Genomic DNA, 11,866 nt, shown 5'->3' with positions numbered 1-11,866 from the left:
GCCTCTTCCCGGATAAATCAGGTCCCACAGGGCTCTCTGTTCGCCGCGAGGCCGTGCGGTGCCATGGACACCGGGACCGCTCCCGCAGAACTATTGCTCCCGACAATATTCATCATCACGACGTACAGCTTCTGTTTTCTCCGCAAATCCGGAAAATGCCCTGCATTGAAGACCCTGCCCAGCTGGCAGATTTTTTTAGTTCAGGATTTCGTCCATGCGCCTTTCCCTCATCTTCACTGCCGCGATTGCCGGTTCACTGTTGGCTGGTTGTGCCACTGCTCCCAATCAGCCAACGCTGGTTTTGCAGACGGCGAAATCCCCTGAGCAGTACACAGACTGCCTGATGCCCAAATTGCAGGACCGCAAGTTCACGCCGACACTGTCGCAAAGTCAGCGTCATTATCGGGTAGTGGTTTCCAGCGCTATCGCGGCCGACAACGTGATTGAGGCCTACAAAGCCCCAACTGGCGGCAAAGTGTTTCTTTATGAACGCCGACCGCTGGCTTCCAGCTTTACGCCTTCCAGTTTCGAACAGGCTGCGCAGGAATGCCTGTAAGGATTGAAGGCTGGGTGGTCAAATCCAGCTTTCAACCCACATCCACATTGGCATGGTCGCCGCTGATACCAGCGTCGACAGACAAATGGCCGAGCTGGTTTTCTGCACGTCTTCTTGCGTCCTTGAGAAGTCCAATACATTCAAGCCGCAAGGCGTCGCTGCCATCAGCATCAACACCGCTCGTGGCATGCCGCTGATCCCGATGATCATGCAGGTCACCAATACCAGCACTGGCATGATCAGCAGTTTGGCAAAGGTAATACCGACCGCTTCGATGCTGGGGCGCAGGCGGTAACCGGCGAGATTGCCGCCGAGCACGATCAAGGCGCAAGGCAGGGCAGCCTGGGCCAGCCAGGTGGTGAGATGCTCCGCCCATAACGGCATCGTCAGCCCCGACAGGTTAAGCAACACGCCGAGCAGCAAGCCGATGATCATCGGGTTTGCCAGGCTGCCAACCAGGGTTTTAAAGCTGAAAGGCTCATCACCGGCAAGACTGTTGTAAAGGCTCTGAAAGCTGAACAGCAACAGGCTGTGTACCGCCAGAATAGTGAACAGCAGCACCAGACCGGGGTTGCCGAACAGGCTGGCGACCAGAGCAATACCCATCAACCCGTTATTGCCGAAGGCCGCCGTCAGGCCAAAGGGTGTAGGGTGGCCGATGCGCCAGTGAGCAACCAGATTGACGCCGGCAAAGATGATCAGCGCCGGAATGAAGTAGGCCGCCAGAATCGTCGTGTTCAAACCCTCGTGCAACGGCGCCTTGGCCATGCCGATGAACAGCACCATGGGCATGAACAACTTGAACGCCAGTTCGCCAAAGGCCTTGTTGCTCTCGGCCGACAACGTCCCGCGGCGACGCAGGAAGTAGCCCAGAACAATCAACAGAAAGATCGGCAAAATAGCTTGCGGCACGGCCACGGCATAAGGCTCCGGGAAAAAATGTGCGGGCATTATTACCGTGGATGGCCTGGTTTCCTATCTTGGGGTTCCCGACCCCACGCCGTCGCGCGGCAGACACGGATCTTGTAGGAGCTGCCGAAGGCTGCGATCGCGGTGTATCAGGACGATCGCTTTCGTAGTCTTCGGCAGCTCCTACAGGGCTTCGTCTGCTGTGCGGGGGCGATGTGTCAGGTATGGCCCTGTTGGAATTTAAGACATGGACAGCCGCCGGCAATTGTTTTTATTATCTAATCGAAAGGTTTTAAATTTTTTTATAACTTTAAGTTCTATGCTTAAAACCACTTTTCGCCCACTCAACTGCCGAGCCATTCCATGAGCAAGCTTGACCGACAAATGCGCCTTGGCCTGTTCATTCAGGCTGCAGGCCATCATTCCGCTGGCTGGCGATATCCCGGCGCGCAGGCCGGCAGCGAGAACTTCCCACTGATCCGCCAATTGACCCTCGCCGCTGAGCGGGCCAAGTTCGACATGGTATTTTTTGGCGACAAGCTGGTCACCAACGGCAAGGAACACCCGTCGATGATTGTGCGTCTTGAGCCGGTGGCACTGCTCGGCGCACTGGCTTCCATCACCGAGCGAATCGGTTTGGCTGCGACGGCGTCCACCACGTACAGCGAGCCGTACACTATCGCCCGGCAGTTCGCCACGCTGGATCATCTGTCCGCAGGGCGAGCGGCCTGGAATGTGGTCACCACCGGTTATGACAGCGCCGCCAACTTCACCCGTGCCACCCATCCTGACCACGCCCAGCGCTACGCGGTTGCCGAAGAGTTTGTCGATGTGGTGCGCGGTCTGTGGGACAGTTGGGAGGATGACGCCTATGTCCAGGATCGTGACTCCGGCGTCTTTTTAGATCCGGCCAAGTTGCATGGGCTGGATCATAAAGGCGAGTTTTTCTCCATCGCCGGGCCCTTGAATGTCACGCGCGGGCCGCAAGGTCATCCGGTGTTGATTCAGGCCGGTTCCTCTGGGCCGGGCATGGCATTGGCCGCGCGAATCGGCGAAGTGGTGTTCACCGCGCAGCAGGGCCTGGTCGAGGCTCAGGAGTTCTATCGTGACCTCAAAGGGCAGGTCGTCGCGCAGGGCCGCAAGCCCGAACATTGTCTGGTGATGCCTGGCGTGATGCCGATCCTTGGCGCAACGGCCGCCGAGGCGCAGGCGCGTTTTGATCAACTGCAAAGCTGGACCGATCAGGAAGCCGCGCTATTGATGGTCGCTGATCGTCTTGGCCACGATCTCTCCGGATTCGATCTGGACCAGCCATTGCCTGATTTGCCGCTGCCGCAGAACATGAAAAGCCGCGCCCAGTTGCTGCTGGACCTGTCCCATCGCGCCGGGCTGACCTTGAGACAGATCTGCAACCTGGCAGCGGGTGCCCGAGGCCACAAAATTGTCATCGGTACGCCACAAACCGTGGCCGACGAATTGATCGCCTGGTTTGAAGGGGAGGCTGCTGACGGTTTCAACCTGATGCCGGCTTACTTCCCGGAAGGCCTGAATCACTTCATCGACGGCGTGCTGCCCATCCTGCGCAAGCACAAGTTGTTCCGCGAGGATTACACCGGCACGACGTTGCGCGAACACCTTGGCTTGCCCGTTCCGGCTAATCGGCACGGGTAGCCTTCGAGGCTGAGTCCGATTCTGTAGGAGTCCGCGAGCTCTCATCAGATATGAAATAACTATCCGGCATGGGATGGTTTTTCAGCTGTAGGAGCGCGCTTGCCCGCGATCGCATCGGGTCAGGCAACACATTTTCGCTGACGCACCGGATCGCGAGCAAGCTCACTCCTACAGGACCGGGTTCACCTCGGAAGATGCATTTTCATGCTGTATTCTGATATAAAAAAATAAAGTAATAATAAGAAATAATATTAGGTTAGATCGCATTGGCATTTCACAGGCCTGTGTTCAACGCTTATGTTCATGCTCAATCCGGCCTCATGGCCGTTAACCATGAACGGGTGGCCTTGCGCGCCACCCCGCGTTTAGCCACGAGGTTTTCATGACACAGATCGTAATCGCCACTCAGCATGACGAAGAGGTCAACGAGCTGCTGCGCCAGCGTTTGCCTGAGTACACATTTGTGCCGGTTGTCACCGGTACGCCGAGCTCGATTCCTGCCGAGGCGACTATTTTGCTGGCGCGACCGGTGTTCCGCGCGGGGAGTGGTGAGAAACCGCCACGTCCAGAAGGCTGGCCGTTCAACCTGCAATGGATTCACCTGTCTTCGTCAGGGATCGATACCTACCCGGAATGGCTGTTCGAGGTCCCGAAAGTCACTTCGGCCCGAGGCACTTCTGCGGTGGCTGTCGCGGAGTTTGCGTTGGCCGCGATTCTTGCCAGCGCCAAGCGTTTTCCCGAGGTATGGATATCCGAAGCCGAGCAGTGGCAGCGGCATTCTCTAAAACTGGTCAGCGGCAGCGTGTTGGGAATCGTAGGGTTCGGGGCGATCGGCAGTGCCTTGGCGATTCGCGCGCAAGCCTTGGGCGTGAGGGTGATTGCCACCAACCATTCCGGCAAGCCGTTCTATGTGCCGGGCGTTGAGCGTGCGAAGACTTTGCAGGCACTGTTTGCGGAGTCTGATCATGTGGTTGTCGCGGCTCCGGCAACGGAGGAGACGCGGCATCTGGTCAATGCGGAACTACTAAGTCATGCGAAGCCGGGTCTGCACCTGATCAATATCGCGCAGGGCAGCCTGGTGGATGAGGACGCACTGGTAGCTGCGCTGGATGCAGGGCAGTTGAGCCGTGCAACGCTGGATGTCGCCCAGAAGGAGCCATCGCCCGCCGACCATCCGTTCTACAGTCACCCGAAAATCCGCCTTTCGCCACACGTTTCTCCGGCTACCGACGACCTGTGGGGCAATGTTGTCGACCAGTTCGTGAGCAACTTGCTGCGCTTTCACAAGGGGGAGCCGCTGGCTGAACGGGTGGATTTCAAGCGGGGGTATTGAAGGGGCACAACTCCTATCAAACAAAACATAACCCACTGACTAAATGCGGCTTTTTTGTGGGAGCGGTGCTTGCCCGCGATAAGGCTGGACGCGGTTCACTTTGGATTGTGTCCAGCCTTATCGCGGGCAAGCACCGCTCCCACAGGGGCGTATTCCAACTCAGAATCGCTCAGATCCCACTCAAACTGCGATCTGCACCGCCCGCTCACCCAGCGCCTTGCTGACCACCTGTACAATCACCTGCGCCTCGGTGCGCACCAGCCAATCCGGGCTGATGTCGGCAAAGATCACTTCGCCGTGCTGACCAATCACCACCACTGCCGGTTGTGGCAATTCCCAGGTACCGGTGCCGGTGACTTCGCCAATGCCGCCGCCACCCTTGCTCAACGCCGCCTTGCGCGACGCTTCGTCGAAGCTGTAGAGAATGCCCAACTGCCGCGCCAGAGTATTGTCTTTGTCGGTCGCAACCTGAAACTGCAAGTCATGACGTTGTTTGATGTCGATAAGTCGCTCCGGTACTTGCGGGCTGACCGCCACCAACGGCACACCCAATGCCTGTAGTTTCGGGAACAACTGGCGCTGGTAATAAGGCAGGGCGATGTTGCACGCCGGGCAGCCCGCGAAACGGAAGAAAATCAACACTGCGGGGCCATAGGCCGTGAGTTTTTCACGCGTCAGCGTACCGCCTTCGACGTTGAGCAACTGGAAGTCCGGGATCGGATCGCCGCTCTGCACAAAGCGTGCATGTTGCGCGGCATCTACCAGGGTCTGGCGCTGTTTGATATTGACCTGCAAGGCTTCCGGCGCCCAGGTGGCCAGGCGTTCGGCATGCAGGTCTGCCAACAGCTGGTTCAATGATTCGCTCATGGTTGATGCTCCTGATGTCAGTTTTTTACTCGGTAAGGAAAACAGCGGGCGGCGGTGACGGCTGCCCAAGTCCGGTCCAGCCGGACGCCGATGAGCAGCACAGCTGCGCGCTGTGCCTGCTTGGGTCATCTTTGCGGCTAGCGCTGAGCCTTTAGGGCGTTGTAAGTTTGTCCGCAAGCAGAGGATATTGCTGCAGATGAAGATTCAGCTTCTGTCCCGGCCTCTTCCCGGCTGAAGCCGGTCCCACGTCAGTGGGTCCTGTGGGAACTTCGAAACTTCAGGCGTCAGCCGGACGCCGCACTCGATGCGGGATATCGTCGTCGGCGATCAGCACACGCTCCATGCGTCTCGGGTAGTCGCCGTAGTTGTAGACCGGGTAGTGCAGGGTGGAGCGGTTGTCCCAGAAGGCGATGGAATGCTCGCGCCATTTGAAGCGCACGTGGTGCTCGGGCTTGTTGAATTCCTGAAGCAGGCGTTCGATCAGTCGCTTGCTGCGCTCGGGTTCCCAGCCGATCACCGACGGGTTTTGCGAGAAGTTGATAAACAGACTGTCTTCGCCGGTTTCCGGATGGGTACGCACCAGTGGATGGGCCAGGATCGGGTAGTCGTAGCCCACCGCATCCAGGGATTTCTTGAAGTCATGGACTACAAACAGGGTGTCTATTTCTTCGCGCAGTTGATCCGGCAGCGCCCGATACACCGCACCAGCGTCGGCCCAGACGGTATCGCCGCCAACTTCCGGGAGGTCCACGGCCCGCAGGATCGCGCCGAAAGTGGGCTTCAATAGCCAACTGGTGTCGGTGTGCCAACGCCCGGTGGTTTTTGGTCCGTACAGCTCACGTGCATCCTGGCCCTGAATCAAGTGCGCGTAGGGTCTGCTGATGTCGTTCTGTTGCGTAGTCGGGTGTTCGTACAGTTCGCCGAAAGCCTTGGCGAAGGCGATCTGTTGCTCGGTGTTGATGTTCTGGTCACGAAAGAAAATCACTTTGTGCTCCAGCAACAAGGCGCGGATCTCGTCACGTTGTGCTGCGGTGAGCGGCTGGGTCAGGTCAACTCCGGCAATCTCGGCGCCAATGGTAGGTTCCAGGCGGGTGACGTCCAGGGATTTGACGATCTGAAGTGGAGGTTGCTGACGAGTTGCTGCTTGGGTCTGCTGTTGGAGAATTGCGGACATGACGGATGACACCTCTCTTTTTTGTCAAGGGTTAACCTCCGCCTGGAGAGGGGTCGGATAGGAATACTGTTTGCTGATGGATATCTAAGCATAATGATTTATTTTAATATGCTACTTTTTAATGATTACTATAGAACAAAAATGCATGTGTTGATTCCATTCGGTAAATCCGGTGCGTATTTCAAGATCAGTAAATTTAATAATTAGCTTAGATTAAAATGTGCTTTTTAAATGTTTTCTTATGCGTTTAGGCTGCTCCGACACGTACCGCACTGTCGGTCCCGAACTTCTACGGAGCAGCCCCATGAGCAATGTCAGTTCCTTGCCTCTTCAATCCCAACAGTCTGGCTCCGGCAGTGTCCGTGAGCGCGTATCGCCGGAAGAGTGGGAGGTAAGGGTCAAGCTGGCGGCGGCTTACCGTCTGGCGGCGCAGAAACGCTGGACCGACCACATTTACACGCACTTTTCGGCGCGGGTGCCGGGCAAGGAAGAGCACTTCCTGATCAACGCCTTCGGCTTGCTGTTCGATGAAATCAGCGCGTCGAATCTGGTCAAGGTCGATATCGACGGGACCATCGTTGATGACCCGACCGGCCTGGGCATCAACTACGCAGGCTACGTCATCCATAGCGCCATCCACGCTGCCCGCCATGATCTGGTGGCTGTGCTGCACACCCATACCCGTGATGGCATCGCCGTTTCAGCGCAAAAAGGTGGCCTGCTGCCGATCTCCCAACACGCGCTGGGCTTCTCGGGTCGCATCGCCTATCACGGCTACGAAGGCGTGGCGCTGGATCTTGATGAGCGCGAAAGGCTGGTAGCAGACCTGGGCGACAAGAGCGTCATGATCCTGCGCAATCATGGCCTGTTGACGGGCGGTGTCAGCGTTGAGCACGCATTCCAGCAACTGCATCGTCTGGAATATGCCTGCAACATTCAGGTGGCCGCTCAATCGGCGGGTAATGACGAGTTGATTTATCCACCGGCTGAAGTCGTGGCGCGGGTTGAAGAGCAGGCCAAGGTTTTCGCTGATGGCCATGGCCCGGGGGTTGCCCGTCACTGGAATGCCCTGATTCGCGAACTGGAACGTTCAGACACTTCTTACAAAGAGTGATCCTCGGTCCTACGGGGCTGCGTAGGTTCTTTGGGAGCGAGGCTTGCCCGCGATAATCTGTAACCCGATCGCGGGCAAGCCTCGCTCCCACAGAGAAGTGAATTTCAGGGTGACACCCCCGTTCATCAAATCACATGTGCCTGCTGCAGCTCGGTTAACGATAGCGCTTTGAGACTCGCCAACATGGCATCCCTCCGATCTCTCGGGTGCGCCAGCTCCACGGCCAGCTCCTGACGGATATTGCTCGGCCGGTTGCCCATCACCAGCACCCGATCACTCAGGTACAGCGCTTCATCCACGTCATGGGTCACCAGCAACAAGGCGATGGCGTGTCGCTGGGCCAGCTGTAGCAGCAGGTCTTGCAGCTTCATGCGAGTGAAGGCGTCCACCGCGCTGAAGGGTTCGTCCAGCAGCAAGACCTTGGGGTGCGAGTACAGCCCGCGGGCAATGGCCACGCGTTGCGCCATGCCACCGGACAGCGATTTGGGCAGCGCGTCGGCAAATCCCGTCAAACCGACTTCTTCGATCAACTGGGTTACCCAGGCCTTGTCGTACTGCTTGTCGTCGCTGAAACCGATGTTCTGTTCCACCGTCAGCCACGGCATCAGGCGCGGCTCCTGAAACACGAACGCTATTTCATCAGCGGTACGGTTCAACTCACCTTGATAGTCTTTTTCCAGCCCGGCGACGATCCGTAAAAGTGTGCTCTTGCCGCAGCCACTGGGTCCCAGCAGGCTGATGACTTCCCGGTCGTGCAATCGCACATGCACGTTGTGCAGCACGGTGGTGCTGCCGAACGACTTGCGGTGCACGTTGATATCCAACAGGACTTCGCTCATCTCTATTCTCCTGTGTTCTGGCCGCTGAACGTGTCACGCCAGGCCAGGAAGCGTTTTTCGAGACCTGCCAGAATGCCGTCGCTGATCTTGCCGAGCACCGCCAATACGATAATGGCTGCCAGCACGATGTCAGGCCGCGAGGTTTCGCGGCCGTCACTGAGCAAATAGCCCAGACCTTTGGTGGCCGCGATCAATTCCGCTGCCACGAGAAACATCCACGCCAGGCTCATGCCGCTGCGCAAGCCGGTAAACAGGCCGGGCAGGGCGGCAGGCAAAAGAATGCGTCGCGTCAGCCGACCCCGGCTGAAGCCATACATCTGGCCGACTTCCACCAGTTTGCGGTCGATATTACGAATCGCCGCCACGCCGTTGAGGTACACCGGAAAGAACGCGCCGATCGCAATCAGGACAATTTTCGAGGTCTCGTCGATGCCCAGCCACAACAGTAGCAGCGGCACCCAGGCCAGACTCGGGATCGAACGCAGGCCCGCGAACGTCGGTTCCAGGTAGGCTTCGGCCTCACGGCTCAGGCCGACCCAGGCAGCGAAAATCAATGCCAGGCTGGTGCCGATGGCGAACCCGATCAATACCCGCAACAGGCTGGCGCTGATGTGCTTCCACAACGGCCCGTCAGCCAGATCGCCGAGGGTCATAGCGATCTCGCTGGGCGCTGGCATTTGATAGGACGGCAGCCAGCCGATGCGCACGATGATCTCCAGAAAAACGATGATCAGTAGCGGCAGCACCAGGCCCTTGCCGCGTCGCTTCCATGCAGCGCCGGATGACGGAATGGGCAGCGCGAGCGGCGCTGGCAGGTCTTTGCTTTTGCTGTTCATGGGTTATCTCATCAGGCAGCGCATAGCTATTTGAATCATGGAGATCTTTGTGGGAGCCGGGCTTGCCCGCGATAAGGCTGGACGCGATTCACTTTAGATCGTGTCCAGCCTTATCGCGGGCAAGCCCGGCTCCCACAAGGGAATGAAGCAGCTCCGGGTTTACTTACTCGCAGTCAAGGTCTTGCTGAAGGCAGGATCGATCAGTTGATCAATAACCTGATCAACGTTCACACCACGACGAACCAGTTCTTCAGAGACCAGAATCGGCGCTGCGCCTTTGGAAGACGCGACATCCTTGCCACTCAATTGCGGGGTGCTCAGGTCGGTGCGGGTCAGTTGCAGCTTGGCAACGTCCAGCGGCAAACCGGATTCCTTGGCCAGCAGTTCAGCCAGTTCTTCCGGGTGCTTGACCGACCATTCGCGGGCTTTTTCGTAAGCGCTCAGCACGGTTTCGATGGTCTGTGGGTGTTCCTTGGCAAACTTCTCGGTAACGCTCAGCACGCCATAGCTGTTGAAGTCCTTGTTGCGGTACAGCAGGCGCGAACCGGCCTGGACTTCGCTGGCAGCCATGTGTGGATCAAGACCGGCCCACGCGTCGACATCACCTTTTTCCAGCGCGGTGCGGCCATCCGGATGCTGCAAGTGCACCAACTCCACGTCGTCCTTTTTCAGACCCGCCTGTTGCAGGGCGCGCAAGGTGAACAGGTAAGGATCAGTGCCCTTGGTGGCGGCGATTTTCTTGCCTTTAAGATCGGCGATGGTCTTGTACGGCGAATCCTTGCGCACCAGCAACGCGGTCCATTCGGCGCGGCTGTAGACATACACCGACTTGATCGGGCTACCGTTGGCGCGACTGAGCACGGCTGCCAGGCTGGCCGAGGACGCGAAGTCGACGCCGCCGCTGTTCAGGTATTCCAGCGAGCGGTTGCTGCCCTGGCTTAACACCCAGCCCACCTTGCTGTCGGGCAGGGCTTTTTCCAGCCAGCCGAAATGCTTGAGCACCAGGCTTACCGGCGAGTAATAGGCGTAATCCAGCTTCACTTCGGCCGGGGCGGTTTCTGCCGCAAAGGCCAGCGGGTTCAAGCCCAGAGCCAACACACCGGCGCCGATCAGCAGCTTTACGCGAGTAAAGGAAAACAGGGTTTTAGCGTTCATTTGGAACAGCTCCAGGCAAGGCGGTATCGGAGGTTTTTCTTATTCACAAAAATGGCAGTCGGTTAATCGTCTGCCTGCTTAAAAGGAATATTGCAGGCTCTGTGCCAGATGGCCGGGCGTGGAAATACAAGGGCTGGGAAGAGGCGGGGTAAGGGGTTGCTGTCGGTGGGGGAACAGTCTGTTGGACGACTGTTGCTGGGGCAACAGTTCGCGGTGATGACGGACGATAGTCATTTTGGCTGCCACGCATTTTCTGTAGGATCGATGCCCCAGTGTCCATTGCACTGCGCTGTTCCGCAGTAACCACAGAATCTGTAGGAGCGCACGAGCACCGCGAGGCCGCGAAATCGTCCGTCCTGACCCACCGTTATCGCAGCCTTCGGCAGCTCCTACAGGTCTGGTGGTGTTACGGCTTCCAGATCTCCACATCCTTGGCATCCACCGCCTTGGGCAGCAAGCCTGCAGCAAAGAATGCGTCGGCGATTTTCTGTTGTTCGCCTAGTTGATCAGCTTTCACCGGGCGTACTTCATACGTACGGTGGCTGTTGGCGATTTCTACTGTGGCCGGATCAAGGTTGCCCCACAGCGGGCCGAGCAGCGCAGCGGCTTCTTTCGGGTTGCCTTTGACCCAGTGACCGGCTTTCTGCAACTGATCGAACACCAGTTTGAGCACTTCGGGGTGGGCCTTGGCGTACGGCGTGCTCGTCAGGTAATAGCGCTTGTAACTGGCCAGGCCGGTGCCGTCCGCCAGGGTGCGGGTGGGCAACTGGCGCTGCACGCTGGTCAGGAAGGGTTCCCAAGTCACCCAGGCATCAACCTTGTTGTTTTCGAACGCGGCTCGGCCATCGGCAGGCGTCAGGTAGGCAGGCTGGATGTCCGAGAACTTCAGACCTCCTTTGGCCAGAGCCGCGATCAACAAATAGTGAGTACCGGCAGCTTTGGTCACGGCGACTTTCTTGCCCTTGAGATCCGACAGCTCCTTGATGGGAGAATCCTTGGGCACCACGATGGCCTGAGCAGAGGGCGACGGGGTTTCTTCGGCGAAGTAGGTCAGTCTGGCCTGTGCAGCCTGGGCAAAGATCGGCACGGTATCGGCAACATCCGCGCTGATGTCGACGTTGCCGATGTTCAGCGATTCCAGCAACGGCAGGCCGCTGGGAAATTCATGCCAGCTGACGTCGATGTTCGCCTCGTTCAAGGCCTTTTCCAGGGTGCCCTGGGTTTTCAGCACGGTGATCAGGGTCGAGGACTTCTGATAGCCGATGCGTACAGTTTCTCTGGCCTGAGCTGGCAGCATCAACGTCCAGACTGCAGCAATCGCCAGGCCGGCGAGCAAGGGACGACGCAGGCGAATATTCAATGACGGTTTCGACATGGCACTCTCAAGACAGGCGTGTGCAAACGAAGAAGAG

Annotated in this window: 11 protein-coding genes; 4 read left to right on the top strand and 7 right to left on the bottom strand. The window is 58.0% G+C overall.

The window, feature by feature from the left end; translation table 11 throughout:
• Positions 1-214 precede the first annotated feature (214 nt).
• A complete protein-coding gene (locus tag CKW31_RS16855) occupies positions 215-556 on the top strand; it encodes a hypothetical protein (protein ID WP_095097311.1) in 342 nt (113 codons plus the stop codon).
• Positions 557-574: 18 nt separating this feature from the next.
• On the opposite strand, the gene CKW31_RS16850 is transcribed toward CKW31_RS16855, so the two are convergent.
• Entirely contained in the window at positions 575-1,474 is a 900-nt protein-coding gene (locus CKW31_RS16850; protein ID WP_095097574.1) for an AEC family transporter, read from the bottom strand.
• A gap of 354 nt (positions 1,475-1,828) precedes the next feature.
• Here CKW31_RS16850 and CKW31_RS16845 point away from each other — a divergent pair, with 354 nt between their 5' ends.
• Both CKW31_RS16845 and CKW31_RS16840 read left to right on the top strand, forming a co-directional pair.
• The gene (locus CKW31_RS16845) at positions 1,829-3,136 is read left to right on the top strand and encodes an LLM class flavin-dependent oxidoreductase (protein WP_095097308.1); all 1,308 of its coding nucleotides are present in this window, start codon (positions 1,829-1,831) and stop codon (positions 3,134-3,136) included.
• Positions 3,137-3,518: 382 nt separating this feature from the next.
• Positions 3,519-4,469, top strand: a complete 951-nt coding sequence (locus CKW31_RS16840; RefSeq protein WP_095097305.1) for a D-isomer specific 2-hydroxyacid dehydrogenase family protein — start codon at positions 3,519-3,521, stop codon at positions 4,467-4,469.
• Positions 4,470-4,649: 180 nt separating this feature from the next.
• Here the strand turns inward: CKW31_RS16840 and CKW31_RS16835 are convergent, their stop codons facing one another.
• Positions 4,650-5,336, bottom strand: a complete 687-nt coding sequence (locus CKW31_RS16835; RefSeq protein WP_095097302.1) for a peroxiredoxin-like family protein — start codon at positions 5,334-5,336, stop codon at positions 4,650-4,652.
• 277 nt (positions 5,337-5,613) lie between these two features.
• Positions 5,614-6,510 (bottom strand): TauD/TfdA family dioxygenase, encoded by an 897-nt coding sequence (locus CKW31_RS16830; protein WP_095097299.1) that lies wholly within the window; start codon positions 6,508-6,510, stop codon positions 5,614-5,616.
• Positions 6,511-6,814: 304 nt separating this feature from the next.
• On the opposite strand from CKW31_RS16830, the gene CKW31_RS16825 reads away from it, so the two are divergent.
• Positions 6,815-7,624, top strand: coding sequence for a class II aldolase/adducin family protein (locus CKW31_RS16825; protein ID WP_095097296.1), 810 nt, complete (start codon positions 6,815-6,817; stop codon positions 7,622-7,624).
• Between the two features lie 125 nt (positions 7,625-7,749).
• Here the strand turns inward: CKW31_RS16825 and CKW31_RS16820 are convergent, their stop codons facing one another.
• The 4 genes from CKW31_RS16820 to CKW31_RS16805 form a co-directional block, all read right to left on the bottom strand.
• Positions 7,750-8,463, bottom strand: a complete 714-nt coding sequence (locus CKW31_RS16820) for an ABC transporter ATP-binding protein (RefSeq protein ID WP_095097293.1) — start codon at positions 8,461-8,463, stop codon at positions 7,750-7,752.
• 2 nt (positions 8,464-8,465) lie between these two features.
• Complete coding sequence (locus CKW31_RS16815) at positions 8,466-9,299, bottom strand: ABC transporter permease (protein ID WP_095097290.1); 834 nt, start codon at positions 9,297-9,299, stop codon at positions 8,466-8,468.
• 159 nt (positions 9,300-9,458) lie between these two features.
• On the bottom strand, positions 9,459-10,454 hold the full coding sequence (locus tag CKW31_RS16810) for an aliphatic sulfonate ABC transporter substrate-binding protein (protein ID WP_095097287.1): 996 nt from the start codon (positions 10,452-10,454) through the stop codon (positions 9,459-9,461).
• Between the two features lie 406 nt (positions 10,455-10,860).
• Positions 10,861-11,829 (bottom strand): aliphatic sulfonate ABC transporter substrate-binding protein, encoded by a 969-nt coding sequence (locus CKW31_RS16805; protein WP_095097284.1) that lies wholly within the window; start codon positions 11,827-11,829, stop codon positions 10,861-10,863.
• Positions 11,830-11,866: the final 37 nt, after the last annotated feature.

The sequence above is a fragment of the Pseudomonas sp. Irchel 3A5 genome (assembly GCF_900187575.1).
In the GTDB taxonomy this organism is placed as follows: domain Bacteria; phylum Pseudomonadota; class Gammaproteobacteria; order Pseudomonadales; family Pseudomonadaceae; genus Aquipseudomonas; species Aquipseudomonas folii.
Note: the sequence above shows the minus strand (reverse complement) of the source record. Positions and strands in the feature narration are given on the sequence as shown.

What these genes read in the sequence shown, in the direction of transcription:
- CKW31_RS16855 (WP_095097311.1), top strand. Translation starts at nt 215, where the DNA reads ATGCGCCTTTCCCTCATCTTCACTGCCGCGATTGCCGGTTCACTGTTG.
- CKW31_RS16845 (WP_095097308.1), top strand. Translation starts at nt 1,829, where the DNA reads ATGAGCAAGCTTGACCGACAAATGCGCCTTGGCCTGTTCATTCAGGCT.
- CKW31_RS16840 (WP_095097305.1), top strand. Translation starts at nt 3,519, where the DNA reads ATGACACAGATCGTAATCGCCACTCAGCATGACGAAGAGGTCAACGAG.
- CKW31_RS16835 (WP_095097302.1), bottom strand. Translation starts at nt 5,336, where the DNA reads ATGAGCGAATCATTGAACCAGCTGTTGGCAGACCTGCATGCCGAACGC.
- CKW31_RS16830 (WP_095097299.1), bottom strand. Translation starts at nt 6,510, where the DNA reads ATGTCCGCAATTCTCCAACAGCAGACCCAAGCAGCAACTCGTCAGCAA.
- CKW31_RS16825 (WP_095097296.1), top strand. Translation starts at nt 6,815, where the DNA reads ATGAGCAATGTCAGTTCCTTGCCTCTTCAATCCCAACAGTCTGGCTCC.
- CKW31_RS16820 (WP_095097293.1), bottom strand. Translation starts at nt 8,463, where the DNA reads ATGAGCGAAGTCCTGTTGGATATCAACGTGCACCGCAAGTCGTTCGGC.
- CKW31_RS16815 (WP_095097290.1), bottom strand. Translation starts at nt 9,299, where the DNA reads ATGAACAGCAAAAGCAAAGACCTGCCAGCGCCGCTCGCGCTGCCCATT.
- CKW31_RS16810 (WP_095097287.1), bottom strand. Translation starts at nt 10,454, where the DNA reads ATGAACGCTAAAACCCTGTTTTCCTTTACTCGCGTAAAGCTGCTGATC.
- CKW31_RS16805 (WP_095097284.1), bottom strand. Translation starts at nt 11,829, where the DNA reads ATGTCGAAACCGTCATTGAATATTCGCCTGCGTCGTCCCTTGCTCGCC.